General features: G+C 69.9%; 24 protein-coding genes and 1 tRNA gene. 19 read left to right on the top strand and 6 right to left on the bottom strand.

Annotation, left to right across the window (positions count from 1 at the left end; all coding sequences use genetic code 11):
- From AB0N07_RS31785 to AB0N07_RS31770, 4 genes are all read left to right on the top strand, one after another.
- Positions 1-2,093 (top strand): 3'-5' exonuclease (locus tag AB0N07_RS31785; protein ID WP_365840947.1); only part of this gene is annotated, 2,093 nt, incomplete at its 5' end.
- A 10-nt stretch (positions 2,094-2,103) separates the two neighbouring features.
- Entirely contained in the window at positions 2,104-3,516 is a 1,413-nt protein-coding gene (locus AB0N07_RS31780; RefSeq protein ID WP_365840945.1) for a dipeptidase, read from the top strand.
- 144 nt (positions 3,517-3,660) lie between these two features.
- Positions 3,661-4,605: an NAD(+) diphosphatase gene (gene nudC, locus AB0N07_RS31775; protein ID WP_365840943.1), complete on the top strand. Its 945-nt coding sequence runs from the start codon at positions 3,661-3,663 to the stop codon at positions 4,603-4,605.
- Positions 4,606-4,618: 13 nt separating this feature from the next.
- Positions 4,619-5,230: a class I SAM-dependent methyltransferase gene (locus tag AB0N07_RS31770; RefSeq protein ID WP_365840941.1), complete on the top strand. Its 612-nt coding sequence runs from the start codon at positions 4,619-4,621 to the stop codon at positions 5,228-5,230.
- Between the two features lie 42 nt (positions 5,231-5,272).
- Here AB0N07_RS31770 and AB0N07_RS31765 read toward each other — a convergent pair whose 3' ends face one another.
- Positions 5,273-5,515: a mycoredoxin gene (locus AB0N07_RS31765; protein ID WP_115906059.1), complete on the bottom strand. Its 243-nt coding sequence runs from the start codon at positions 5,513-5,515 to the stop codon at positions 5,273-5,275.
- Positions 5,516-5,698: 183 nt separating this feature from the next.
- Here AB0N07_RS31765 and AB0N07_RS31760 point away from each other — a divergent pair, with 183 nt between their 5' ends.
- The 5 genes from AB0N07_RS31760 to AB0N07_RS31740 all read left to right on the top strand — a co-directional run bounded on the left by AB0N07_RS31760 (position 5,699) and on the right by AB0N07_RS31740 (position 9,594).
- On the top strand, positions 5,699-7,894 hold the full coding sequence (locus tag AB0N07_RS31760) for an ATP-dependent DNA helicase UvrD2 (RefSeq protein WP_365840939.1): 2,196 nt from the start codon (positions 5,699-5,701) through the stop codon (positions 7,892-7,894).
- 166 nt (positions 7,895-8,060) lie between these two features.
- Entirely contained in the window at positions 8,061-8,384 is a 324-nt protein-coding gene (locus tag AB0N07_RS31755; protein WP_365840937.1) for a hypothetical protein, read from the top strand.
- A gap of 175 nt (positions 8,385-8,559) precedes the next feature.
- On the top strand, positions 8,560-8,928 hold the full coding sequence (locus AB0N07_RS31750) for a WhiB family transcriptional regulator (RefSeq protein WP_010984500.1): 369 nt from the start codon (positions 8,560-8,562) through the stop codon (positions 8,926-8,928).
- Positions 8,925-9,248 (top strand): hypothetical protein, encoded by a 324-nt coding sequence (locus AB0N07_RS31745; protein ID WP_365840934.1) that lies wholly within the window; start codon positions 8,925-8,927, stop codon positions 9,246-9,248. The genes AB0N07_RS31750 and AB0N07_RS31745 overlap by 4 nt, the downstream gene beginning before the upstream one ends.
- Before the next feature lie 136 nt (positions 9,249-9,384).
- The gene (locus AB0N07_RS31740; protein WP_365840932.1) at positions 9,385-9,594 is read left to right on the top strand and encodes a hypothetical protein; all 210 of its coding nucleotides are present in this window, start codon (positions 9,385-9,387) and stop codon (positions 9,592-9,594) included.
- 123 nt (positions 9,595-9,717) lie between these two features.
- On the opposite strand, the gene AB0N07_RS31735 is transcribed toward AB0N07_RS31740, so the two are convergent.
- Both AB0N07_RS31735 and AB0N07_RS31730 read right to left on the bottom strand, forming a co-directional pair.
- A complete protein-coding gene (locus tag AB0N07_RS31735) occupies positions 9,718-11,082 on the bottom strand; it encodes an AarF/ABC1/UbiB kinase family protein (protein ID WP_365840930.1) in 1,365 nt (454 codons plus the stop codon).
- The gene (locus AB0N07_RS31730) at positions 11,075-12,307 is read right to left on the bottom strand and encodes a TOMM precursor leader peptide-binding protein (protein ID WP_365840927.1); all 1,233 of its coding nucleotides are present in this window, start codon (positions 12,305-12,307) and stop codon (positions 11,075-11,077) included. Before AB0N07_RS31730 ends, AB0N07_RS31735 begins: the two co-directional genes overlap by 8 nt.
- A 253-nt stretch (positions 12,308-12,560) precedes the next feature.
- Between AB0N07_RS31730 and AB0N07_RS31725 the strand changes: the two genes are divergently transcribed.
- From AB0N07_RS31725 to AB0N07_RS31710, 4 genes are all read left to right on the top strand, one after another.
- Complete coding sequence (locus tag AB0N07_RS31725; RefSeq protein ID WP_365840925.1) at positions 12,561-13,157, top strand: M48 family metallopeptidase; 597 nt, start codon at positions 12,561-12,563, stop codon at positions 13,155-13,157.
- Between the two features lie 117 nt (positions 13,158-13,274).
- Positions 13,275-14,909: a TerD family protein gene (locus AB0N07_RS31720; protein ID WP_365840923.1), complete on the top strand. Its 1,635-nt coding sequence runs from the start codon at positions 13,275-13,277 to the stop codon at positions 14,907-14,909.
- Positions 14,910-14,920: 11 nt separating this feature from the next.
- Positions 14,921-15,601: an AIM24 family protein gene (locus AB0N07_RS31715; RefSeq protein ID WP_365840921.1), complete on the top strand. Its 681-nt coding sequence runs from the start codon at positions 14,921-14,923 to the stop codon at positions 15,599-15,601.
- A gap of 18 nt (positions 15,602-15,619) precedes the next feature.
- Positions 15,620-16,375, top strand: coding sequence for an AIM24 family protein (locus AB0N07_RS31710; protein WP_365840919.1), 756 nt, complete (start codon positions 15,620-15,622; stop codon positions 16,373-16,375).
- Between the two features lie 63 nt (positions 16,376-16,438).
- On the opposite strand, the gene AB0N07_RS31705 is transcribed toward AB0N07_RS31710, so the two are convergent.
- Entirely contained in the window at positions 16,439-16,960 is a 522-nt protein-coding gene (locus AB0N07_RS31705; protein ID WP_365840917.1) for an NUDIX hydrolase, read from the bottom strand.
- Positions 16,957-18,411: a zinc-dependent metalloprotease gene (locus tag AB0N07_RS31700; RefSeq protein WP_365840915.1), complete on the bottom strand. Its 1,455-nt coding sequence runs from the start codon at positions 18,409-18,411 to the stop codon at positions 16,957-16,959. Before AB0N07_RS31700 ends, AB0N07_RS31705 begins: the two co-directional genes overlap by 4 nt.
- 193 nt (positions 18,412-18,604) lie before the next feature.
- On the opposite strand from AB0N07_RS31700, the gene AB0N07_RS31695 reads away from it, so the two are divergent.
- The 4 genes from AB0N07_RS31695 (at position 18,605) to AB0N07_RS31680 (ending at position 21,715) form a co-directional block, all read left to right on the top strand.
- Positions 18,605-19,717 carry an SDR family oxidoreductase gene (locus AB0N07_RS31695; RefSeq protein WP_365840913.1) on the top strand — a complete coding sequence of 371 codons (1,113 nt, stop codon included), beginning with the start codon at positions 18,605-18,607 and terminating at the stop codon, positions 19,715-19,717.
- A 94-nt stretch (positions 19,718-19,811) separates the two neighbouring features.
- On the top strand, positions 19,812-20,273 hold the full coding sequence (locus tag AB0N07_RS31690) for a molybdenum cofactor biosynthesis protein MoaE (RefSeq protein ID WP_344405396.1): 462 nt from the start codon (positions 19,812-19,814) through the stop codon (positions 20,271-20,273).
- Between the two features lie 120 nt (positions 20,274-20,393).
- The gene (locus AB0N07_RS31685; RefSeq protein ID WP_365840911.1) at positions 20,394-20,558 is read left to right on the top strand and encodes a hypothetical protein; all 165 of its coding nucleotides are present in this window, start codon (positions 20,394-20,396) and stop codon (positions 20,556-20,558) included.
- 59 nt (positions 20,559-20,617) lie between these two features.
- Positions 20,618-21,715: a PDZ domain-containing protein gene (locus tag AB0N07_RS31680; RefSeq protein ID WP_365840909.1), complete on the top strand. Its 1,098-nt coding sequence runs from the start codon at positions 20,618-20,620 to the stop codon at positions 21,713-21,715.
- Between the two features lie 19 nt (positions 21,716-21,734).
- Here the strand turns inward: AB0N07_RS31680 and AB0N07_RS31675 are convergent, their stop codons facing one another.
- Entirely contained in the window at positions 21,735-22,277 is a 543-nt protein-coding gene (locus AB0N07_RS31675; RefSeq protein ID WP_115906044.1) for a PPA1309 family protein, read from the bottom strand.
- Positions 22,278-22,443: 166 nt separating this feature from the next.
- Here AB0N07_RS31675 and AB0N07_RS31670 point away from each other — a divergent pair, with 166 nt between their 5' ends.
- Together AB0N07_RS31670 and AB0N07_RS31665 are read left to right on the top strand one after the other, a co-directional pair.
- Positions 22,444-25,380, top strand: coding sequence for a UPF0182 family protein (locus tag AB0N07_RS31670; RefSeq protein WP_365840990.1), 2,937 nt, complete (start codon positions 22,444-22,446; stop codon positions 25,378-25,380).
- Between the two features lie 41 nt (positions 25,381-25,421).
- Positions 25,422-25,495 (top strand) — tRNA-Met (locus tag AB0N07_RS31665).
- Positions 25,496-25,604: the final 109 nt, after the last annotated feature.

The raw sequence follows: 25,604 nt of genomic DNA, 5'->3' as shown, positions 1-25,604 counted from the left end.
CCCTGGTACGCCGCCCCCGGCACCTCGCCCCCCACGCCCGCGTGGGCGACGAGAACGACCGGGACCGCCGGCTCGCCGAAGCCGTCGAGGGAGTCGACCCTTCCGAGGTGACATCGCTCGCGGACGCCCTGGACACGTTCCTGGAGATGCCGCTCGACGCCCAACAGGAGGACGACGGGCTGCCCTTCTCATCGGACGCGCGCGTGCGGTTCGCCCGCCTGGCCGCCGAACTGCGCGACCTGCGCCGCTCGCTGGCCGACCCGCTCATGGACGTCCTGCACCGCGTCCTCGCCGTGACCGGCCTGGAAGTGGAGCTGTCGGCGTCCCCGCACGCCCTGGCCGCCCGCCGCCGCGAGACCCTCTCCAACTTCCTGGACATCGCCGCCTCCTTCGCCGCCGGCGACGGCGAGGCCACCCTGCTCGCCTTCCTGGGCTTCCTGCGCACCGCCGCCCAGTACGAGAAGGGCCTCGACAACGCCCTCCCGGGCGGCGAGAACACCGTGAAGGTCCTCACCGCCCACAAGTCCAAAGGCCTGGAGTGGGACGTCGTCGCCGTCCCCGGCCTGGTCACCGGAACCTTCCCCAGCACCCGGGGCCGCGAGAAGTGGACCGCCCAGGGCAAGGTCCTGCCGCACGAACTGCGCGGCGACGCCGACACCCTGCCCGACGTCGACTCCTGGGACTCCCGGGGCCTGAAGGCCTTCCAGGAGGCCATGAAGGAACACCAGCACACCGAGGAACTCCGCCTCGGCTACGTCACCTTCACCCGCCCCCGCTCCCTCCTCCTCGGCTCCGGCCACTGGTGGGGCCCCACCCAGAAGAAGCCCCGCGGCCCGTCCGACTTCCTGCAGTCCCTGCACGACCACTGCGCGGCCGGATACGGCGAGATCGAGGCGTGGGCGGACGAACCCGCCGAGGGCGAGGAGAACCCGGCCCTGCACACGGCGACCGGCGACCAGGTCTGGCCCCTGCCCCTGGACGAGGCATCCCTGGCCCGGCGCCGGACGGCCGCCGAAACGGTCCTCGCCCACCTGGAGGACCTCGCCTCCCACGAGGACGGCCACCCCGCCGCCACGCACGACCCGGACAGCCACGACGACCCGGAGTGGCCCCCGCCGCCGGACGACGAGGACCTGCCGTACGAAGAGGAAGATCCGTTCGCCGAGGAGGAGCCCTTCGCCGAGGAGAACCCGGCCGACTGGGACGCCTGGGCCACGGACCGCCCGACCGTCCCGCACCAGGCAGCGGCTCCGGAGGGAACCCGCAACCAGGAGGCGTACCCCGCCACACCGAAATCCGCTGCCGAGCGCGCCCGCACTCCTGGCCGGCACGCCGCCGCCCCCACCCGCCTCACCCCGGAGGAGGCCCGCACCCTCGCCTCCTGGGACCGCGACCTGGACGCCCTCACCGGCGAACTCCTGCGCGCCCGGCAGGCCGTCACGGACGTCCCCGTCCCGGCATCCCTCACCGCTTCCCAGGTGCTGCGCCTGGCCACCGACCCGGACGGTTTCGCACAGGAACTCGCACGCCCCATGCCGCGCCCCCCGCAACCCGCCGCACGCCGGGGCACCCGCTTCCACGCCTGGGTCGAGGCCCGCTTCGAAGAACTGACCCTGCCGATGCTGGAACCCGAGGAACTGCCCGGCAGCGAGACCGAGATCGCCGACGAACGCGACCTGGAAGCCCTCAAGGACGCCTTCGAACGCACCGAGTACGCCCACCGCACACCCCACTGCGTCGAAGCGCCCTTCCAACTCGCCATCGCCGGCCGTGTCGTCCGGGGCCGCATCGACGCCGTCTACAAGGACGACGACGGCAACGGGACGACGTACGAGATCGTCGACTGGAAGACCAGCCGCTCGCGCACCGCCGACCCCCTCCAGCTCGCCCTGTACCGGCTCGCCTGGGCCGAGCAGCAGGGCGTGCCCCTGGAGTCCGTCAATGCCGCGTTCCTGTACGTACGTACTGGTGAGGTTGTACGACCGGACGACCTGCCGGACCGGTCCGCACTGGAGCGGCTGCTGCTGGGCGAGCCGGCCGCGGAAGCAAACTGTGAGGAACCGCCCACCGAGGATGTCGGTGCGGGCCGATAGGCTCGTGACCATGAGCCAGCCCGTTGACAGTGCCGTCAGCGCCGTCCGTACGTACATCGAGCAGCACCGCGTCGCCTTCCTCGACGACCTCGCCGAGTGGCTGCGCATCCCGTCCGTGTCGGCCCAGCCCGACCACGCACCCGATGTACGACGCAGCGCAGACTGGCTCGCCGCCAAACTCAAGGACACCGGCTTCACCACCGCAGAGGTCTGGGAGACACCGGGCGCCCCGGCCGTCTTCGCCGAGTGGCCCGCCACCGACCCCGCGGCACCCACCGTCCTCGTCTACGGCCATCACGACGTACAGCCCGCCGCCCGCGAGGACGGCTGGGACAGCGACCCCTTCGAACCCGTCGTCCGCGAAAACCGTCTCCACGCGCGCGGGGCGGCCGACGACAAGGGTCAGGTGTTCTTCCACACACTCGGCGTCCGCGCCCACCTCGCCGCCACCGGCCGCACCGCTCCCGCGGTCAACCTGAAGCTGCTGATCGAGGGCGAGGAGGAGTCCGGCTCACCGAACTTCCGCACCCTCGTCGAACAGCACGCCGACCGGCTCGCCGCCGACGCCGTGATCGTCTCCGACACCGGCATGTGGTCCGAGGACACCCCCACCGTGTGCACCGGCATGCGCGGCCTCGCCGAGTGCGAGATCCACTTCTCCGGCCCCGACCAGGACATCCACTCCGGCTCCTTCGGCGGCGCCGTCCCCAACCCGGCCACCGCCGCCGCCCGCCTGGTCGCCGCCCTGCACGACGAGCACGCACGCGTGGCGATCCCCGGCTTCTACGACGGCATCGTCGAACTCACCGACCGCGAGCGCGAACTCTTCGCCGAACTGCCCTTCGACGAGCGGCAGTGGCTGCGCACCGCCAAGTCGTACGCCACCCACGGCGAGGCCGGACACACCACCCTGGAGCGCATCTGGGCCCGCCCCACCGCCGAGGTCAACGGCATCGGCGGCGGTTACCAGGGCCCCGGCAGCAAGACGATCATCCCGTCCACGGCCATGGTGAAGCTCTCCTTCCGCCTGGTCGCGGGGCAGGAACCCGACCACATCGAGAAGGCCGTCCGCACCTGGGCCGCCGCACAGGTGCCCGCCGGGATCCGGTACGAGATCACGTTCGCCGCGGCCACCCGCCCGTGCCTGACACCGCTGGACCACCCCGCTCTGCAGTCCGTCGCCCGCGCGATGGGCCGCGCCTTCGACAAGCCCGTCCGCTACACCCGCGAGGGTGGCTCCGGACCCGCCGCCGACCTCCAGGAAGTCCTCGGGGCACCGGTGCTCTTCCTGGGCATCTCCGTCCCTTCCGACGGCTGGCACGCACCGAACGAGAAAGTCGAGCTCGACCTGCTCCTCAAAGGCGTCGAGACCAGCGCACACCTGTGGGCAGACCTCGCCGAGACCTGGCGCCATGCACCCTGAGCGCCCCGCGCCGTCCGTAGCGGCACCGCGCGCGGGGCAAACTGGAAGAGCCGCCCCGCACCGCCCGGACCCGCCTGACCCGTTCGCCTCCCGCCGTACCGCCCGCCCAAACAATCCGTTCCACTGGGGGAGTTGGAAGCACCCGTGACCACCTGGACCGACCACACCGCCGACCGCCCCATCTCCCTCACCGCCCCCAGCGGCATCGACCGCGCCGCCCACCACCGCCTCGACGAGGCCTGGCTCGCAGCGGCATGGAGCCACCCCACGACCCGCTGCTTCGTGGTCTCCGGCGGCCAGGTCCTCATCGACGAGACGGCCGACGGCCGCACCGAACTCGTCATGACCCCCTCCTTCGAAGCCCCCCTGACCGAGGCCCACCGCTACTTCCTGGGCACCGACGAGGAAGGCATCAGCTACTTCGCCCTCCAGAAGGACGCACTGCCCGGCCGCATCGACCAGTCCGCCCGCCCCGCGGGCCTGCGCGAGGCCGGCCTCCTGCTGTCCCCCCGCGACACGGGCCTGATGGTGCACGCGGTCGGCCTGGAGAACTGGCAGCGCACCCACCGCTTCTGCTCCCGCTGCGGCGAACGCACCGTCATCGCCGCCGCCGGCCACATCCGCCGCTGCTCCGCCTGCGGCGCCGAGCACTACCCGCGCACCGACCCCGCCGTGATCATGGCCGTCACCGACGAGGAGGACCGCATCCTGCTCGGCCGCCAGGTCCACTGGCCCGAAGGCCGCTTCTCCACGCTCGCCGGCTTCGTCGAACCCGGCGAGTCCATCGAACAGTCGGTACGCCGCGAAGTCTTCGAGGAAGCGGGCATCACCGTCGGCCCGGTCGAGTACGTCGCCAGCCAGCCCTGGCCCTTCCCGTCCAGCCTCATGCTCGGCTTCATGGCCCGAGCCACCTCCACCGAGATCAACGTCGACGGCGACGAGATCCACGAAGCCCGCTGGTTCTCCCGGGACGAACTGGGCGCCGCCTTCGAAGCCGGCGAGGTCCTGCCTCCCTACGGCATCTCCATCGCCGCCCGCCTGATCGAGATGTGGTACGGCAAGCCCCTGCCGACGAGGAGCTTCGTCTGAGCCGGACGCCGCGATGACAGACCCGTACTGGAACCACAACGTCCACTACCACCCCGTCGTCCTCGCAGCCGTCCCCGACGGCTGCCGGACGGCCCTGGACGTCGGATGCGGCGACGGGCTGCTCGCACGAAAGCTGGCACACAAAGCCGAATCGGTGACAGGCATGGACCGCTCACCGGAAATGATCCGGCTCGCGCGCGAGCAGACACCGGAGAACGTCACTTTCCAGGAGGGCGACTACCTCGACGACGACGCCCTCCCCGAGGGCAAGTACGACTTCGTCAGCGCCGTCGCCGTGGTCCACCACGCACCGTTCGAGGACGCCGTACGGGGCCTGGTACGACTGCTCGCCCCCGGCGGCCGACTGGTGATCGTCGGGATGGCGTACAACCACACCGCCCTGGACTGGGTGATCAGCGGCTGCGGCCTGCCCGCGAGCCTGCTGAACGCACGGCTGCACGGCGGCAAACGGGGCCCGACCGGCATGCCGGTCAAGGACTCCGCCATGCACTGGGCCGAGGCCCGCAAAGCGGCACACCGCCTGCTGCCCGGCTGCCGCTACCGCCGCCGGCTGCTGTGGCGCTACACCGCAGTGTGGGACAAACCACAAGAAGGCGGTTCCTGAGCCGACCCAGGAACCGCCCTCCGAAACAAAACCGTGCAGCGCCTACGCGCCGATCTTCTGCTTCACCTGCGCCAGCGACGGGTTCGTCAGCGTCGAACCATCCGGGAACAGCACCGTCGGCACCGTCTGGTTTCCGCCATTCGCCTTCTCCACGAAAGCCGCGGAATCCGGGTCCTGCTCGATGTTGATCTCGTTGTACGCGATGCCCTCACGGTCCATCTGGCTCTTCAGCCGACGGCAATAGCCACACCACGTGGTGCTGTACATCGTCACAGTGCCCGGCATGTCTCTCGCGCTCCTCAGCTGCTCGGGGATGCTTGGTCGCAGTGATGGAACGTACTTGAAACGGCCACCATTCCCACGCGCGGTACCGCACCCGACGTGACGCCTGCCGCATTAGTACGACTGCGGGTACCTGCCTGTGGACAACCGCCGCACCCGTCTCCGACGACCTGGCAGCATGGCCATGTGACAGCAGCAACGCACTCCACGCTCTTCCCGCAGGTACCGGACACACCCGATGCCGTGCTCGAAGGGCTCGACCCCGAACAACGCGAGGTGGCCACCGCCCTGCGCGGACCGGTGTGCGTACTGGCAGGCGCCGGAACCGGCAAAACCCGAGCGATCACCCACCGCATCGCCTACGGAGTCCGCGCCGGAATCCTCCAGCCCTCCAGCGTGCTCGCCGTCACCTTCACCAACCGCGCCGCCGGAGAGATGCGCGGCCGACTGCGCCACCTCGGCGCCTCCGGAGTCCAGGCCCGCACCTTCCACTCGGCCGCCCTGCGCCAGCTCCAGTACTTCTGGCCGAAAGCAGTCGGCGGCTCCATGCCCCGGCTGGTCGACCGCAAGATCCAACTCGTCGCCGACGCGGCCGCCGCCTGCCGCATCCGCCTCGACCGCGGCGAACTGCGGGACGTCACCGCCGAAATCGAATGGTCCAAGGTCACCCAGACCGTCCCCGCCGACTACGCCCCCGCCGCCGCCAAGGCCGGCCGCGACACCCCCCGCGACCCGGCCGAGATCGCCCAGCTCTACTCCGTCTACGAAGCCCTCAAACGGGACCGCTCCGTCATCGACTTCGAGGACGTCCTGCTGCTCACCGTCGCCATCCTCCAGGACCGGCACGACATCGCCGACCAGGTCCGCTCCCAGTACCAGCACTTCGTCGTCGACGAGTACCAGGACGTCAGCCCCCTCCAGCAGCGCCTCCTCGAACTGTGGCTCGGCGAACGGGACAACCTGTGCGTCGTCGGCGACGCCAGCCAGACGATCTACTCATTCACCGGAGCAACCCCCGACCACCTCCTCGACTTCCGCACCCGCCACCCCGGAGCCACCGTCGTCAAACTCGTCCGCGACTACCGCTCCACCCCGCAGGTCGTCCATCTCGCCAACGGCCTCCTCGCCCAGGCCCGAGGGCGCGCCGCCGACCACCGCCTCGAACTGATCTCACAACGCGACCCCGGCCCCGAACCCGGCTACACCGAGTACACCGACGAACCCGCCGAAGCCGAAGGCGCCGCCCGCCGCATCCGCGAACTCATGGACGCCGGCATCCCCGCCAGCGAAATCGCCATCCTGTTCCGGACGAACTCCCAGTCCGAGACCTACGAACAGGCCCTCGCCGACGCCGGAGTCCCCTACCAGCTGCGCGGCGCCGAGCGGTTCTTCGACCGCCCCGAGGTGCGCAAGGCAGGCGTCGCCCTGCGCGGCGCGGCACGCTTCGGTGGCAACGACTCCCTCCTCGACGACGCCGTGGACCTGCCCTCCCAGGTCCGCGCCGTGCTCTCCGGGGAAGGCTGGACCCCCCAGCCCCCAGCAGGCTCCGGCGCGGTCCGAGAGCGATGGGATTCCCTCGCCGCCCTCGTGAACCTCGCGCACGACTTCGCCGCGGCCAAACCCGCCGCCACCCTCGGCGACCTCGTCGCCGAACTCGACGAACGCGCCAACGCCCAGCACGCCCCCACCGTCCAGGGCGTCACCCTGGCCTCCCTGCACTCCGCCAAAGGCCTCGAGTGGGACGTCGTCTTCCTGGTCGGCGTCGCCGAGGGCATGATGCCGATCACCTACGCCAAGACCGACGAGCAGATCGAGGAGGAACGCCGCCTCCTCTACGTCGGCGTCACCCGGGCCAGGGAGCGCCTCCACGTCTCCTGGGCACTGTCCCGCTCGCCCGGCGGCCGCCCCAACCGCCGTCCCAGCCGCTTCCTCGACGGCCTGCGACCGGGCTCCACCGCCACCGTCGGCCGCACCGCGGCGAGCGGTGCAGGGGGAGTCGAGCGCGGCTTCACCAGCAGACCGGACGCCGTGCCCAGGCGCACCCAGCGCACCCCGGCCCGCTGCCGGGTCTGCGGGCGCACGCTCACCGACGCCGGCGAGATGAAACTGATGCGCTGCGAGGACTGCCCCACCGACATGGACGAGGGCCTCTACGAGCGACTGCGCGAGTGGCGCGCGGACCAGGCGCAGCGCAGCGGACAACCCGCCTTCTGCATCTTCACCGACAAGACACTGATGGCCATCGCCGAAGCCGCCCCCGACGAGGCGGGCGAACTGGCGCGGATCCCCGGGGTCGGCGTACGCAAGCTCAACCGCTACGGGGCCGATGTCCTGGCCCTCTGCGCAGGTCGCGAACCCGGAGAACAGGACGAAGGGGACTGATTCAAACTCGTCGAAAAAATAGTTTGCGCATGCCCCAGCAATCCCCATAGGTTCTTAGCCACGGGGACGGAGGCCTTCTCGGAGGCCCCGATTCCGTGTTCTACTTGCATATCCGTCGGACTGGCTCACCCCCAGTCCCCCGAGACGCCGAGAGGAGGCGATTGAAGTGATCAGCATCAGCACCAGCTCCATCAGCACCGCCAAACTGACCGATCGCTCGGTCGTCTCCACGTGCATGCTCGGCGCCTCGAACCAGGGCACCGGTCTGTCCGGCATTCCTGCCGGTCGTCTGGCGTCCGCCCCCGTTTCTCTCGCGGGTCTTCCCACCCGTGAGCGCAATGAGCGACCGACCAAGGCACTGGAAGCAGTAGTGGCACAGGCACAGGCCTATGCCTTTACCGCGGTCGGTGCCGGAAACCGGAAGCAGACGACGCAGCACCACCTGATGTGGGCCTTCCGTGGGCCAGAACCCTGGAGTGATCCAGCCTGATCGCCGATCAGGCCGGCGCCTTCAGGGCCGCGGAACCCCATCCGGGATCCGCGGCCCTTCTGTTTTCCCCGAACGGGGACAACGGAGCGAAGGGGCCTCGGGACAAGAGCTGAACCCGGTACCAGCCGCCACCCGGTCCAACAGGACCGGAACGACCAGACGAGGAAGACGAACCGTGCAACTCGAAGCGCACGCCCCGTCCGTACCGCCTTCCGAAACGATCCCCCCGCCCGGCCTCACGGAGGACTCCACCTTGATCCCGCTCACTGCGCTCACCGCGCTTGACGACGCCATCGAGAACCTCGGCGTACCCGTCCCCTGCCGCTCCTACGACCCGGAGGTCTTCTTCGCCGAGTCGCCGGCCGACGTTGAGTACGCCAAGTCCCTCTGCCGCACCTGCCCGCTGATCGAGGCCTGCCTCGCCGGCGCCAAGGAGCGGCGTGAGCCCTGGGGCGTCTGGGGTGGCGAGCTGTTTGTCCAGGGTGTCGTCGTCGCCCGGAAGCGGCCGCGTGGCCGCCCGCGCAAGAACCCGGTCACAGCATGAACATCCCCGGAACCATCGACCGCCCCCTCACGAACGACCCCAAGAAGCAGGCCCCGATGAAGCCGTCCACCAACGAGCCCGCCGGCTCCGCGATCGAAGATTTCACCACCACAGGCGCGACGGGCTCGCGTCAGAACAGGACCCGAGAGATGCAACTCCTCCAAGAAGCCCTGGCTCGTGCGCATATGCACGACCAACTGCATGAGGCAGAGCGGGAACGCCAGGCAGTGCGCCTGGTGAGCGCCCGCCGGATGCAGCGCCGGGCCGAGCGCGCCTCGATGCGCGCCCGCCGCGCGCTGGCCATGGCGGTCATGCAGTAACCGATCACACCTGAAGCGGTGGCCTCCCGACCCCGGGAGGCAGTAGCTCACCCGCGGGGGCCGGTCCGTCCGAACGGACCGGCCCCCGCGGTGCGTTGTGCCCGCGATCCACCCACCGCGGCGTTATCGTCACTGGGTGACGAGTCTTCCCGGAGGCAGTGACGACTCAGGCTCCCCCGCGGAGCCCCAACCCCTGGTGTGCGGCCGCTGTGGCGCCCGGGCGGGGGGGCCGCAGCCCACCTGGACCTGCTCCGTGGAAAACGGCGCCCGCCAGTATTTCTGCGACGGCTGCTCGCGGGAGAACCTCAGGGCGATCGAGGGGCGGCTGGACTCCGCCTGGTGGTGACCGTCTCTCTGGGGGCCTCCCCCCCGCCCCCACCCCGCCCCTCTAAACACGCAGCCCCACAGCCCACAGCGAGGCAGCCTCCAACTCCGCAGCCCCCGTAGCGCGGTAGCCCCGCAGCCCAGATCAAGCCTCCGCGGCCGGCTCCTCCTCAGCGGCTTCCTCCGCGAACCCGGGGAGCCACTCCTCCAACTCCTCGCGCAGTCGCACCGTCGACCCCAGCTGGCACAGCACGCCGATTGTGCTCAATGTCACCCGGTGTATCAGGAGGTACGCCGGTGGCAGGTTCAGCCGCTTGCCCAGTTGGTAGGCGGGGGAGCGGGGATCGGCGATGCGGGCCGCCTGGCTTCGCATCCAGCCGCGGGTGAAGGTGAACTCGTCGACCCGGGCCGGTTCGATGATCGGCAGGAGGTAGTCGAGGACGGCACTCGGGTCCAGCTCGATCGATTCCTTGACGAAGCCCTCCGCGCAGAGGAGTTCGTAGACGGCCTCCGCCTCGCCGTCGAGGGTCATGCGCAGGGAGTCGCCGATGGGGGTAGGCAGGCCGCCCGGGAGGCGGTCGACCGTGCCGAAGTCCAGTACGCCCAGGCGCCAGTCGTCCTCGCCGCCGGGGCCGCCGGGCAGCAGCCGGAAGTTGCCCGGGTGCGGGTCGGCATGCAGCAGCCCGGTGCGGGCCGGGCCTGAGAAGAGGAAGCGGGCCAGGAGCTGACCGGCCCGGTCGCGCTGTTCCCGGGTGCCGCCCGAGATGATCTCCGAGAGGGGGATTCCGTCGATCCACTCGGTGATCAGGACCTGCTCGCACTGGTGGACCACACCCGGCACCACCACGTCCGGATCGTAGGTGAACTCCTCGGCGTGCGCCTGCTGGGCCTGGGCCTCCAGGCCGTAGTCCAGCTCCTCCGAGACACGGTCCTTGAGCTCCGCGATCAGGGGCTTGATGTCCATGCCGGGGATCAGTGGGCCCAGTAGCCGGGCGAAACGGCTCAACTGGTTCAGGTCCGACAGGAGAGCCTCGCCGGCACCCGGGTACTGCACCTTGACCGCCACCTCGCGGCCGTCGCGCCACACCCCGCGGTGGACCTGTCCGATCGAGGCCGCGGCGGCGGGCTTGTCCTCGAACTCGAGGAACAGGTCGGGCCAGTCCTTGCCGAGCCGCTCACCGAGCACGCGGTGCACAGTGCTGGTCGGCATCGGCGGCGCCGCCTCCTGCAGCTTCGTCAGCGCCGCACGGTAGGGGCCGGCGACCTCCTCGGGCAGTGCCGACTCGAAGACCGACAGGGCCTGGCCGAACTTCATGGCTCCGCCCTTCAGCTCGCCGAGCACCTTGAACAGCTGCTCCGCCGTGCGCTGTTGCAGCTCGCGGCCGACGATCTCCGCGGACTCCCCGACGATCCGCTTGCCCAGTCCCCAGGTCGCCCGTCCGGCGAAGCCGAGCGGGAGCGCGGCGAGCTTGGCGGTCCGGGTGACCGCCTTGCGGGGAAGATCAGACATGCGCCCTCCAAGTCCCTGCCGGCCGCGCCGCTTGTGCCGTACGGCTCAGCTCCTTCGGCGACCGTTGCCCCGTCATTGTCTCGTGTGACTCCTCGTCCTCGGAGGTGTGTTCTCCCTTACCTTTGTCCGCGGCCCCGCAGGGGCATGCCGGATGCGCCCAGACCGGTCGTGCATGCCAGGTCAGAGTGGGCAGGGATACCTCCCAGCGTGCTCCGGCACTCGTAGGAACCCGACCGTCCAGGAACGCGAGGGCATGTGCGGCCGCAAGCCCGGCCACCGTCGTGGCCAGCGTAAGGTCGCAGGGCCGGGCCTGGCGGGGTGTGCCGGAGCGCCATTGCGCGACCAGCCGGGGCCAGGCCGGATCCCGGTCGGTGCGGCCCTCGTGCAGACAGCCCGCGCAGCCCGTCTCACCGGGCAGGACCAGGGGGCCTACGACGCCGGTCGCCTCCACGACGCCGGCGTACAGATGCGGCGTACCCGAGGCGATGAGGGGTTCGGCGGTCGACGGGACGGGGGCATGGACGGCGACGTCGTCGCGTGGTGCGAGGATCACCAGGGAGAAACCGGGCTCGCCGTCCGGGGGCGGGGCCGTGTTGCCGCGGCGTGGTGGGCGGTCCGGGGCGGACCGGCGTACGGCCTGCCGGGCGGCTTCGTCCCGGCGGTCGCCGATGGACTCGGCGGGCAGGCCACCCGGCGCCACGTCGCCGGGCTCGACCTTGCCGACGTCCCGCACATCGACCTCCCCGATGCCGGCGCCCGCCAGCAGTGAGGCCAGCACCGAGCCCACCCGGCCCGCACCCCGCACCTGCACCCGCAGTGAGCGGCGCGCGGCCAGGCGGCTGATCGCGTCGCCCGGTTCGGTGGTGGTCAGGGACAGTGAGGCGAGGTCCGGGCGCAGCCGGGCGAGGACGTCCTTCTTGGTGCGCAGGGCGTCGGCGGCCGGCCCGCCGCCCTTTGCGTCGTCGAGGAGGCCGGCTCGTGCCAGCCGCTCCACCAGTCTGTCGACATGACCGTCGGGCAGGTCCATACGGCGTCCCTCCTCACGCAGGAGGGGCAGTCCGCGGGTGCCGTTGAGCAGGTCGAGAAAGCTGCCCGTTGCCGTGTCCACCGGCCCCAGTGTCAGTGCGTGCGCCGGTGCCATTCCGAACTGCACGGTGTTGAGATCGCGCCAGCCGCGCCTGAGCGCGGGCTTCACCACCGGCGCGAGCGGAACCATCGCATCCATGACAGGCCCCCGTAGCCCTCGTAGAACATTCCCGTCCGCCGGTGGAGCTCGGTCGGCGGGCGGTCGATGGTCGGTCGACGGTCCGTCGTGGCTGTCCCGGCGAGGACCAGCATGCCCGGACGGGCGGGTAGGTGCCGAAAGTTGTCCACAGGCGGTGGATATTTGTCGTATAAATCAAACGCTCGGTGGCGGATCGAGACGGAACCGTCCAGGAGTCGGGACTTCCCCCGTGTGCAGCGGGTAACGTCGGGGCGTGCCCGCCGACCCACTGCACCGCGCCGGAATGTCACAGCGCAGCAAGACGAGCCAGCCGCCGAGCGGCTCGGGGGCGAGCGCGATCGAGGTCCGCAGGAGCTCCCGTCGACGCAGGACGGTCTCCGCGTACCGCGAGGGCGATCGCACCGTCGTGCTCATCCCTGCCCGGATGTCCGAGGCGGAGGAGCAGCGCTGGGTGACCGTCATGCTCGACAAGCTCGCCGCCCAGGAGAGCAAACGGGTCCTCGGTGACGACGAGCTGGCCGAGCGCGCCGAGCGGCTGTCGGCCCAGTACTTCGACGGCCGCGCGCGGCCCACCTCGGTGCGCTGGGTCACCAATCAGAACACGCGCTGGGGCTCGTGCACCCCGGCGGAAGGCAGTATCCGTCTGTCGCACCGGCTGCAGGGCATGCCCGAGTACGTCGTCGACTACGTCCTCGTCCACGAGCTGGCGCATCTGCTGGTGCCGGGGCACGGTCCCCGCTTCTGGCGGCTCCTCGAGGCGTATCCGCGCACGGAGCGGGCCCGCGGTTACCTCGAAGGAGTGGTCGCCGCCGAACGGTTGCCGCATCTGCCGGGGGCTCGCGGGGAGTGACGGCCGCTGTGGGGCGGTGGTTGTGTACCGGGTCTGTACCGACTTCATCCGGTGTCCGAGTTAGCCGTTAACCTGGCGCGACGCACTCGCATTCGGGATGGGGGACGGTCGTTACGCATGGCCAGGGAATTCCAACGCGGCCACAAGGCCAGGATCAGTGACCTCACCGCGGGCACCGATCTGTACGTAGGCGTGCAGATCAGCGGCCCCGGACTGACCTTCGACATCAGCTGCTTCGGCCTTGACGCCGACGAACGGCTCTCGGACGACCGCTACTTCGTCTTCTTCAACCAGCCGAAGTCCCCCGAGGAGTCCATTCAGCTGCTGGGTGCCCAGGCGGGCGACACCGAGTCCTTCCGGGTCACGCTCGACCGGATCCCGGCGCAGATCCAGAAGCTGTCGTTCACGGCGACGATCGACGGCGCCGGGCAGATGTCGCAGATCGCCCCCGGGTACCTCCGTATCGTCGCGGGTGGCGAGGAGGTGGCCCGGTACGCCTTCAACGGCTCGGAGTTCTCCACCGAACGAGCCGTCATGCTGGGCGACTTCTACCTCAAGGACGTGTGGCGGTTCGCGGCCGTCGGGCAGGGCTTCGACGGTGGCCTCGAGGCGCTGCTGAAGAACTTCGGCGGCGAGGTCATGGAGGAGGAGGCACCTGCGGCGCCTGCTCCGCAACAGCCCCAGACCGCAGCCGCTCCCACCTTCGCCCCGCCCGCGTTCGGCGCCCCGGCCGCCCCGGCACCTGCTCCGGCCCCCGCGCCCGCCCCGGCCCCGCAGGGTTTCGCGCCTCCCCCGGCGCCCGCACCCGCACCGAATGTGCACGCAGCGCCCACCATCGTCGCGCCCATGTCCCCGCCCGGCGGCGGCCAGGTGCACCCGCCGGCCCCGGCGCCCGCGCCCTACGGCCAGCCGCCCCAGCAGCAGCCGTACGGCCAGAGTGCACCGCCGCCGCCCGGCTATGCCCAGCCACCGGCTCCACAGGCCCCGCACGCCCCGGGCCCACCGCCCGGCTACGGTCAGCAGCCTCCGTTCGGGCAGGTCCCGGGGCAGCAGGCGCCCTACGGCGCCCCTCAGGGCGCCCCTCAGGGCGGTGTCGGGGTGCACGCGGCGCTGCAGATGTTCAAGGAGACGCCCACCGGGCAGCGCTGGACACAGCAGAACAGCAAGCTGATCCGTGTCGACCTCGGCATGGGCGGCCAGCCGGTGCTGGCCCGGCAGGGCAGCATGGTGCTCTACCAGGGCAAGGTCGACTTCGGCTACAAGGGCGCCGGCTTCGCGGGCCGGATCGTGGGCCATGCGACCGGCCAGGAAATGCAGTTGATGCGCTGCACCGGCCAGGGCCAGGTGTTCCTCGCCGAGAACGCCACCTATCTGCACCCCGTCGAGCTCCAGGGCGACGCGATCTGCGTCTCCGCCGAGAGCGTCCTCGCCTTCGACGAGGGCCTCCAGTACGAGGTCCGCCGCATCGAGGGACACGGCATCCCCGGGGGCGCGCTGTTCACGATGCAGTTCCAGGGCACCGGCACGATCGTCGTCAAGACGCATGGCACGCCCGTGGTGCTGCCGGTCACACCGACCACGTTCGCCGACGCCAACGCCGTCGTCGCCTGGTCGGCCGCCTCCCAGGTGATCGTCTCCAGCCAGGTCCGCATGCGCCGCAACGCCTACCCGGGCGACACCGGCGAGAGCGTCAACCTGCAGTTCCGGGGCGCGCCCGGCAACTTCATCGTCGTCCAGCCGTACGAGGTCTGAGGGAGCCCGTCATGAACCAGCCACTCGCGGGCTACGCCCCCGCACCCGTCACCGCCCGTATGGAGAACCACGGCGACCACATGCTGAAGGTCGCCATGCAGACCGGAAACGACATCCTCGCGCGCGTGGGCTCGATGATCGCCTACGAGGGCTTCATCCAGTACGAGCCCAACCCGCCGGCCGTCCGCCAGATCGCCCGCGACTGGATCACCGGCGAGGGCGCGCCCCTGATGAAGTGCTCCGGCGACGGACTGCTCTACCTCGCCGACTACGGGGCGAACGTCGTCGTGATCAACCTCAACGGCGACGGGATCTCCGTCAACGCCACCAACCTGCTCGCCTTCGACGCCCACCTCAGCTGGGGAGTCGAGCGGGTCAAGGGGCTGGCGAAGTTCGCCGGGCAGGGCCTGTGGAACACCAAGATCTCCGGGCAGGGCTGGGTCGCGCTGACCTCCCGGGGCAAGCCGATCGTCGTCGACTGCGGCGGCGGTGAGGACGAGACGTACGTCGACCCGGACGCGCTCGTCGCCTGGTCCCCGAACCTCAAGGTGAAGGGCAAGCGCAGCTTCAAGGCGCAGTCGCTGATCGGCCGCGGCAGCGGCGAGGCCTACCAAATGGCCTTCTCCGGTCAGGGCATCGTCGTCGTCCAGCCCAGCGAGGACAGCACCGACCGCCTCCGGTTCCGGGGCTGAGGGGGAGCCAGAGACACCATGCAGAGTCCGCTTTTCGCCTTCAACGACTCGCAGTCCCAGGAGCGCTACAGCCTGCAGAACAAGCAGATGCTGCGCGTCACCCTTCAGGGCCACGACGACATCCTGGCCCGCAAGGGCACCATGGTCGCCTACCAGGGGCTCGTCGAGTTCGACGCCGAGTACCAGAGCAACCAGCAGGCACGCGCGCGTGCGTACACCGGCGAGGGCCTCAGCCTGATGCGCTGCCACGGGCAGGGCACGGTCTACTTCGCCAACCTCGCCCAGCACATCCATGTGGTGGACGTGGAACAGGACGGCCTGACCGTGGACAGCAGCTATGTCCTCGCGATGGACTCCTCCCTGCACCACGAGGTCATCGCCGTCGACAGCCTCTACGGCATCTCCGGCTCGGGGAAGTACCAGCTCAACATCACCGGCCGCGGCAAGGTCGCCCTGATGACCTCGGGTGCGCCGCTGATGATGCAGGTCACGCCCGACAAGTACGTCAACTGCGACGCCGACGCGATCGTCGCCTGGTCGACCGGGCTGCGCGTCCAGATGCAGGCCCAGACGCATTCCTCGGGCGTGTGGCGGCGCCGCGGCAACACCGGTGAGGGCTGGGAGCTCAGCTTCATGGGCAGCGGCTACGCGCTCGTCCAGCCGAGCGAACTGCTGCCGCCGCAGAACGCCCAGATCGGATCCGGCCTCGCCGCGCAGTACGGCATGGGGCAGCACGGAGCACGGGCGCAGAACCAGGGCAACGTCTGGAGCTGAGGGTCCGGCAAGCAGACGTAAGGGACGCCCGCCAATGCGGGCGCCCCTTACGTCTGCCCAGGTTCACAGCCTGGCGCGCGTCGCTTCCAGCAGCCGTACGACCGACTCGTCGGCCACGTCCGCCACCTCGTCGTAGGCGAACCAGCGCAGGTCGAGGGACTCGTCGCTGATCTCCTGGACCGCCCCGGGCGGTGCCACGACCGCGTACTGCACGTCGAAATGCCAGTGACAGGGCGCCGGGATCGGGTGCCGGTCAAGGCGCACCGGGCCGCCCGGCAGCAGCGTCAGACCGGCGATGCCCGACTCCTCGGTGGCCTCGCGCAGGGCCGCCGCCCGGAGGGAGGTGTCCTCCGGCTCGCAGTGGCCGCCCATCTGCAGCCACATCTCGAGCTTCCTGTGCAGGGTCAGCAGGACGCGTCCGCGCGACGGGTCGACCACCAGGGCGCTCGCCGTGACATGGCCCGCGTGACAGGCCTTCCACATGCCGTCCGGATGGGCAGCCAAGTGGTCCAGATACGCCTGGCGCAGCTCTTCCTGGTCCTCGTACCCCTTCAGGACGAGGACCGCGTCGTCGTACAGGCTCACTCGGTGTCGTCGCCCTTGTCGTCGTCCTGGGGAGCGTCGTCCTTCTTCAGGTTCGGCTTCTCCGTCGAGCCGCCGCCCGCCGCCTCGCCGAGCATCTTGTCCAGCTCGGAGAAGTCCAGCTGCTCGCGGTGCACGAAACCGTCCGGGTCGTCCAGGTCGGAGGCCGTCGGAAGCATGTCCGGGTGCGACCACAGGGCGTCCCGGCCGTCCACCCCGCGCGCGTCCGTGAGCGAGGCCCACAGGCGGGAGGCGTCGCGCAGGCGGCGCGGGCGCAGCTCCAGGCCGATCAGCGTGGCGAACGTCTGCTCCGCCGGTCCGCCCGTCGCACGGCGGCGGCGCAGCGTCTCGCGCAGCGCGTCCGCAGACGCCAGACGCGGCTTCGCGGCCGCGTGCACGACCGCGTCGACCCAGCCCTCGACGAGCGCCAGGGCCGTCTCCAGTCGGGCCAGGGCCGCCTTCTGCTCCGGGGTGTCCTCCGGCTGGAACATGCCCTGCTGGAGGGCGTCCTGCAGCTGCTCCGGGTTCTGCGGGTCGAACTGGCCGACCACGTCCTCCAGCTTGGCCGTGTCGACCTTGATCCCACGCGCATACCCGTCGACCGCGCCGAACAGGTGCGAGCGCAGCCACGGCACGTGTGCGAACAGGCGCTGGTGGGCGGCCTCGCGCAGGGCGAGATACAGCCGCACCTCCTCCTTCGGCACGCCCAGGTCCTTACCGAACGCCTCGACGTTCACCGGCAGCAGCGCGGCCTTTCCGGCCGGGCTCAGCGGCAGGCCGATGTCGGTGGAACCGACGACCTCGCCCGCGAGCACCCCGACGGCCTGCCCGATCTGCGTGCCGAACATCGCGCCGCCCATGGAGCGCATCATGCCGATCAGCGGGCCCGCCATGGCCTGCATCTCCTCCGGCAGGACATCGCCCATCGCCGCGCCGACCCGCTCGGCGACCGGGTCGACGAGTTCCTGCCACGCGGGCAGCGTCGCCTCGACCCACTCCGCGCGCGACCACGCCACCGCGGAGCCGGCACCGGACGGCAGCGACGTCGCATCGTCCAGCCACAGGTCGGCCAGGCGGACGGCCTCCTCGACCGCGGTGCGCTCGGCGGCGCCGACACTCGCGTCCTTGGTGCCGTCAGGAGTGCCCTGGGAGACCGTCTGGCGGGCGATCTGCTTGGCCATCTCCCAGTTCACCGGGCCGCCCTCGTAGGAGAGCATCTGGCCCAGCTGCTGGAAGGCGGCGCCCAGGTCGGTGGGGTTCAGCGAACCGAACATGGCAGCGAGCGGATTGTCCGCACCGGGGCCGCCGAAGCCTCCGGCCCCCGGCAGCCCGCCGAAACCGAACGGGTTGGCCGGTCCCTGACCACCACCGCTCTGCTGGTCCTTCTTCTTGCCCTCGTCGCCGTCTTCCGGCTCCTCCGGCGGAAGGCCGAATCCGAATGGGGTGTCACTCACGGGATTCCTCGGCTGGTAAGGCCGCCGGGTCTTCTCCGACGGCACGGCTGCCCGATAACACCACCCAGCGTAGACACCATGGGCGGTTCGGGCCTCGGTGCTTCGCCGACTCTCGGCCTGCGGCAGGATGGATGCCACCTGGTACGGACGCGTCACTCGCGTTCGTACTGAAGACAACCGCTGGAGACGCCCGGTGAGTTCCCCAGATCCGCAGGTTCGCGCAGCGCGAAACGAGTCAACCAATTCCGCCACGCGCGGGCCCGTCGTCGCGGTCACCGGCGCCGCGTCCGGCATCGGCGCACTGCTCACCGAACGCCTCGTCGCCTCGGACGAGATCAAGCAGGTCATCGCGATCGACGAGCGGCGCGGCGAGTGCGCGGGGGCGCAGTGGCACATCCTGGACGTACGGGATCCGGCCATCGCGGACAAGCTGCGGGGCGCCGACGTGGTGGTGCACCTGGCGCTCGATCTGGATCTGGAGACCGATCCCGCCGCCCGTACGGCCTACAACGTACGGGGGACGCAGACCGTGCTGACCGCGGCCGCCGCGGCCGGTGTCCACCGGGTCGTGCTGTGCACGTCCGCCATGGTGTACGGGGCGCTGCCGGACAACGAGCTGCCGCTGTCCGAGGACGCGGAGCTGCGGGCCACGGCCGAGGCCACCGGCGTCGGCGACCTCCTGGAGATCGAGCGGCTCGCCCGGCGCGCGCCGCGCGCGCATCCGGGGCTCAATGTCACCGTCGTACGGCCCGCGGTGCTCGTGGGAGGCACCGACACCGCGCTGACCAGGTACTTCGAGTCGCCCCGGCTGCTCGTCGTAGCGGGGTCGCGGCCCGCCTGGCAGTTCTGCCACGTCGAGGACCTGTGCAGCGCCCTGGAGTACACCGTCCTGGAGAAGGTCGAAGGGGAACTCACGGTGGGCTGCGACGGGTGGCTGGAACAGGAGGAGGTCGAGGAGCTCAGCGGGATCCGGCGGATGGAACTGCCGTCGGCCGTGGCCCTGGGTGCGGCGGCCCGGCTGCACCGGATCGGCCTGACACCGTCCCCGGCCGGGGACCTGGCGTACACGATGTACCCCTGGGTGGTCAGCGGAAGCCGACTGCACGACGCGGGCTGGCGGCCGCAGCGGACCAACGAGGAAGTGCTCGCCGAGCTCCTGGAGGAGGTCTCCGGCAGGCACACCGTCGCCGGCCGCCGGCTCGGCCGCAAGGACGCGACGGCGGCCGGGGCCGCCGGTGCGACGGTGGCGCTGCTGGGCGCGGCGGCCGTCGTGCGCAGGGCCCGCAAGGCCCGGCGCCGGATCTGAGAGCGAGCCTTGTAGGAGACTCCAAGCCCGCACACGCGCGTGCCGGGTGAAACGTCTGTTCCGGGTTGTCAGCGGCGTGCGGCACGATGGAGGCATGGCACCCACCAACGACCATCCCGGCGAGCAGGCCGCCCAGGACCCCATCAAGCTGATCGCCGTCCGTGAGACCGCGCTCTCCCTGGACGAGGTCTTCCAGGCCGTCGGGGACGACGCCGCGGGCGGGACCGCGCTGTTCGTGGGGACCGTGCGGAACCACGACGGGGGAGCCGATGTGGACCGGCTCGGCTATTCGTGCCACCCCAGCGCCGAGGCCGAGATGCGGCGGATCGCCGAGAAGGTCGTGGCCGGGTACCCGGTGCGGGCCCTGGCCGCCGTTCACCGCATCGGTGACCTGGCCGTCGGGGATCTCGCCGTGGTCGTCGCCGTTTCGTGTCCGCACCGGGGCGAGGCCTTCGAGGCCTGCCGGAAGCTGATCGACGATCTCAAGCACGAGGTGCCCATCTGGAAGCACCAGACCTTCTCCGACGGTACGGACGAATGGGTCGGCGCCTGCTGAGACCCCTGCGCCACGCCCGGGTTGCGTAACTGCACCCCTGGCGTCAGCGTTCTCTGTGTGACTGGTTAATCTGCTGATCAGTCAGTTCTTGCGGTCGCTCACCGGGGTCGGGAGGTCGGCATGGGGGCGCTCCTGTGGTTGTTGATTCCGTTCATCGCAGCGATCGGAGCCGGTCTGTGGGGCACTTGGGCCAACCGGACCCGCAAGGTCCGCGGCGACGGGCCCGAGCTCGACGGGTACGCCCGCTTCCGTGAGGCCATGGAGAAGCCGCACTCCCGTACGTGACATGACAACAGAGGTGGGGCTGACGGTGCGCTGACAGGACCTTCCCGTACTGTCTTGGCATGCCACGCCGCACCGCGACGATGCTCGCCTCCACCCTGATGCTGATCGCGCTCCTGTGCGCGGGAGTCTTCATTCCCGTGCCGTACTCGGAGATGTCCCCGGGGCCCACGGTCAACACGCTCGGGGACCACGACGGCGAGCCGGTGCTGCAGATCTCCGGACGCAAGACGTACGCGGCCGACGGCCACCTGAACATGACGACCGTGCGGGTCACCAGCGCCGACTACAAGATGAACCTCGTCGAGGCCGTCTACGGCTGGCTGGCCCACGACAGCAAGGTCGTGCCGCACGACACGCTCTACCCGGACGGCAAGACCGAACAGCAGTCCACCCAGGAGAACGCCGAGGAGTTCAGCCAGTCCCAGGAGAGCGCCAAGGTCGCAGCCCTGAAGGAACTCGGCATCCCGGTGAAGAGCTGGGTGATCGTCTCGACCGTGGTCAAGGACTCCCCGGCGCAGGGTCAGCTGCACGCCGGAGACGTGATCAAGGCCGTCGACGGTACGGCCGTGAAGCAGCCCGCCGACGTCGCCAAGCTCGTGACCAAGCACCAGCCCGGCCAGAAGGTCGACTTCACGATCGTGCCCGCGAAGGAGCAGGCCGCCGCCGAGAAGAAGAACACGACGGCGACCACGACCCAGGACATCACGCTCACCACCACCACCACCTCCGACGACAGCGGCAAGAAGCGCGCGATCGTCGGGATCTCCGCGGGGACCGATCACACCTTCCCGTTCACCATCGACATCAAGCTCGCCGACGTCGGCGGTCCGAGCGCCGGTCTGATGTTCGCGCTCGGCATCTACGACAAGCTCACCCCTGGCGACCTGACCGGAGGCAAGTTCGTGGCCGGCACCGGGACGATCGACGACAACGGCAAGGTCGGTCCGATCGGCGGCATCGAGATGAAGACGGTCGGCGCACGCGACAAGGGCGCCCAGTACTTCCTCACACCCGCCGAGAACTGCGCGGCCGCCGCCAAGGACACCCCGAGCGGGCTCACCCTGGTCAAGGTGAACACCATCGAGGACGCCCTCGGCGCGCTGAAGGACATCCGCACCGGAAAGACGTCCGACCTGCCGAAGTGCACGACCAAGTAGCCCGAAGGGCTGCGGCGGCCTACTCCTCGAAGGTCGCGGCCAGGGCCTGCGCCAGGCCCGGCACCAGGTCGGAGCCCGTGAGGACCTCGGTCGGCGTGTCCTTCTCGCGCAGCCGCAGCGCCGAGTCACGGGCACCGTCGCGCAGCACCGCAACCGTCATCCGGACCTCCTGACGGTCCGGGTGCCCGGCCACCCACTTCGCCAGCCCCGCCTCGTCCAGCCCCTCGGGGACCTGGGACTCGGCGGACGGCGGCAGCATCAGCCGCTCCACCGTGAGCGCACAGCCGGCCACCGCGTCGGGCCAGGCGATCGTCGCGAGGAACTCGTCCAGCGGCTTGCCGGCCGGGATCTCGTCCTGCTCGACCGGGGTGAGCCCGGTGGTGTCGGGTTCGTCCGCAAGGCCCAGCTGGGCCGCGAGCGCGGGCTCCTGGGACCGCAGCCGAGCGGTGTCTACGAGGGCGAAGAGGCGGGCGGGCTGGTCCCAGCCGAGGCCGGAGGCGTACTCGTCGATCTCGAGTACGGCCCGGGTGAGCGGGCTCGCTGCCATGGGAGTGTTGGACATGGTCACAATCCTGCCTCGTTCATGGCCGGAATCGGGAACCGAGTAAACGGTGAGTAAGTTGCATAGGTGTGGGCCCGCGATCACGGGGGGCCACGGAGGGGCTCACGAACACGCGGGGGCCTGACGAACCGACAGCGACTTCGAGGTGCGCACCTTGGCTTTCCAGATGCCGGACCGCGGCGGAGGCCCGACGGGGCCACGGATCAGAGTGGGCCGCCCGTCCCGGCGAGTCCGGACCCTGCTGATGACACTGGGTGTCCTTGCCGTCCTCGGCATGGCGTTCACCATGTTCGCGGGCTTCTGGACGGACTGGCTCTGGTACCGCTCCGTGAAGTACTCGTCCGTCTTCACCACCACCCTGTGGACCAAGATCGGACTGTTCTTCGTCTTCGGTCTGCTGATGGCCCTCGCGGTCGGCTTCAACATCTGGCTGGCGCACCGGCTGCGGCCGCCGCTGAGCGCCATGTCCATGGAGCAGCAGAGCCTGGACCGCTACCGGATGGGCATCGCCCCGTACAAGACCTGGCTGTTGCTCGGGACCACCGCCCTGGTCGGTCTCATCGCCGGTGCCTCGGCGTCCAGCCAGTGGCGCACCTGGCTGATGTGGGTCAACGGCGTGCCCTTCCACCAGAAGGACCCGCAGTTCCACCTCGACGTCTCCTTCTACGCCTTCGACCTGCCCTGGTACCGCTTCCTGCTCGGCTTCGGCTTCGCCGCCGCCATCCTGTCCCTGATCGCCGCCGCGCTCACCCACTACCTGTACGGCGGCCTCAGGGTCACCTCTCCGGGCGCGCGCGCCACCGCCGCCGCGACCGGTCATCTCTCGGTGCTGCTCGGCATCTTCGTCGCGCTGAAGGCCGTCGCGTACTGGCTCGACCGGTACGGCCTCGCGGTCAAGTCCAGCGACTTCAAGGCGACGGACAACTGGACGGGCCTCAGGTACGTCGACGCGAACGCCTATCTGCCGGCGAAGACCATCCTGTTCTGCATCGCCGTCATCTGCGCGCTCCTGTTCTTCGCCACCCTGTGGCGCCGCACCTGGCAGCTGCCCGTGATCGGCTTCGGCCTGATGGTGCTCTCGGCGATCCTCATCGGCGGGCTCTACCCCGCGATCGTCCAGAAGTTCCAGGTCCAGCCCAACGAGCAGGCCAAGGAAGCGCCGTACGTCCAGAAGAACCTCAAGGCGACCCGTGAGGCGTACGGCATCGACGACACCAAGGTGACCGACTACTCGGGGACGAGCACCACCAAGGACAAGACGAAGCTGCGCGACGGCATCGACGACGCGGCGAGCATCCGCATCCTGGACCCGAACATCGTCTCGCCCACCTTCCAGCAGCTCCAACAGATCAGGAACTACTACGCGTTCCCGAACAATCTGGACGTCGACCGCTACAGCAAGGACGGCAAGGAGCAGGACACCGTCATCGGTCTGCGCGAGCTGAACCTCAACGGCATTCCGAAGAACAACTGGATCAACGACCACTTCCGCTACACCCACGGCTACGGTGTGGTCGCCGCCAAGGGCACCGAGGTCCAGGACGGCCAGCCCGTCTTCACCGAGTCCGACCTGCCGTCCACGGGTGCCCTGGGGAAGTACAAGCAGCAGATCTACTACGGCGAGAAGACCACCACCTACTCGATCGTCGGCGGTCCCCAGCAGGAGATCGACTATTCCGACGACAGCGGTGAGAAGACCACCAGCTACAAGGGCAACAGCGGCGTCAATCTCGCCAACCCGATCAACCGGGCCGCGTACGCGGTAGCGTTCAACGAGCCGCAGATCCTCTACTCCGGGGCGATCGGCAAGGGTTCGCGGATCCTGTACAACCGCACTCCCAAGGAGCGCGTCGAGGCGGTGGCGCCCTGGCTGACCATCGACGGCGACGCCTATCCGGCGGTGGTGGACGGCCGTATCCAGTGGATCGTCGACGCCTATACGACGACGAACGGCTACCCGTACGCCTCCCGGACGACCCTCGGCGACACCACCGCCGACTCGCTGACCGCGGCCAACACCAACCGCGCGGTGGTGGCCCAGCAGAACCAGGTCAACTACATCCGCAACTCGGTGAAGGCGACCGTCGACGCGTACACCGGCGAGGTCAAGCTCTACCAGTGGGACACCGCCGACCCCGTCCTGAAGACGTGGATGAAGGCGTTCCCGGGCACGGTGCAGCCGAGGACGGACATCACACCCGAGCTGCAGGCCCACTTCCGTTACCCGCAGGACCTGTTCAAGGTCCAGCGTGAGCTGCTCAGCCGCTACCACGTGACCGACGCGCAGACCTTCCTCACCGGCAGTGAGGTGTGGCAGGTGCCGGACGACCCGACCAACAGGTCGGGCAATGCGGTGCCGCCGTACTACCTGAGCATGAAGATGCCCGGTCAGTCCTCGCAGGCGTTCTCGCTGACGACGACCTTCACTCCGAACGGACGCGACAACCTCAGTGCGTTCATGGCGGTCGACGCCGATGCGAGCACCAGTGACTACGGCAAGATCAGAATCCTGAAACTGCCGACGAGCACGACCGTCGACGGACCCAAACAGGTACAGAGCAAGTTCAACTCCGAACAGAACATCGCCGCGGCGATCAGACTCCTCAAGGGCGGCGACTCCGACATCGAGTACGGCAACCTGCTGACGGTGCCGCTCGACGGAGGACTGCTCTACGTGGAGCCGGTCTACGTACGCGGCGGTGGACTCAAGTACCCCCTGCTGCGCAAGGTGTTGGTGACCTACGGAGGCAACACCGCCTTCGAGGACACCCTGGACCAGGCCCTCAACAAGGTCTTCGGAGCGGAGAGTACGACCACACCGCCGTCGGACACGGGAACGAACCCACCGCCGACGTCCAGCAACCCCACGGTCCAACAGGCGTTGAACGACGCCCAGAAGGCCTTCGACGCCGGCCAGGAAGCCCTGAAGAAGGGCGACTGGCAGGCGTACGGCCAGGCCCAGAAGGACCTCCAGGACGCCCTCAAGCGGGCCGAGGACGCGCAGTCCAAGGCCGGCAGGACGAGCGGCGGCGGCAACAAGAGCGGCAGCAGTCCCAGCCCGAGCGGCAGTCCGAGCCCGACCAGCAGCTCCGGCAGCGGCTGATCATGTCCACCCCGCGTCGTGGTACGGTTGCCACACAACGACGCGGGGTGGAGCAGCTCGGTAGCTCGCTGGGCTCATAACCCAGAGGTCGCAGGTTCAAATCCTGTCCCCGCTACTGCAGTCGAAGGCCAGAATTCCCCTAAAATCGGGCATTCTCCGCATGTGGTGACCTTGGACGTACGGCCTCAGCTGCTCGACGCACTCTCCGCCCTGCGCGACAGTGT

This window comes from Streptomyces sp. NPDC051172 (assembly GCF_040682555.1).
GTDB lineage: Bacteria > Actinomycetota > Actinomycetes > Streptomycetales > Streptomycetaceae > Streptomyces.
This window is presented reverse-complemented; position numbering and strand designations above follow the sequence as displayed.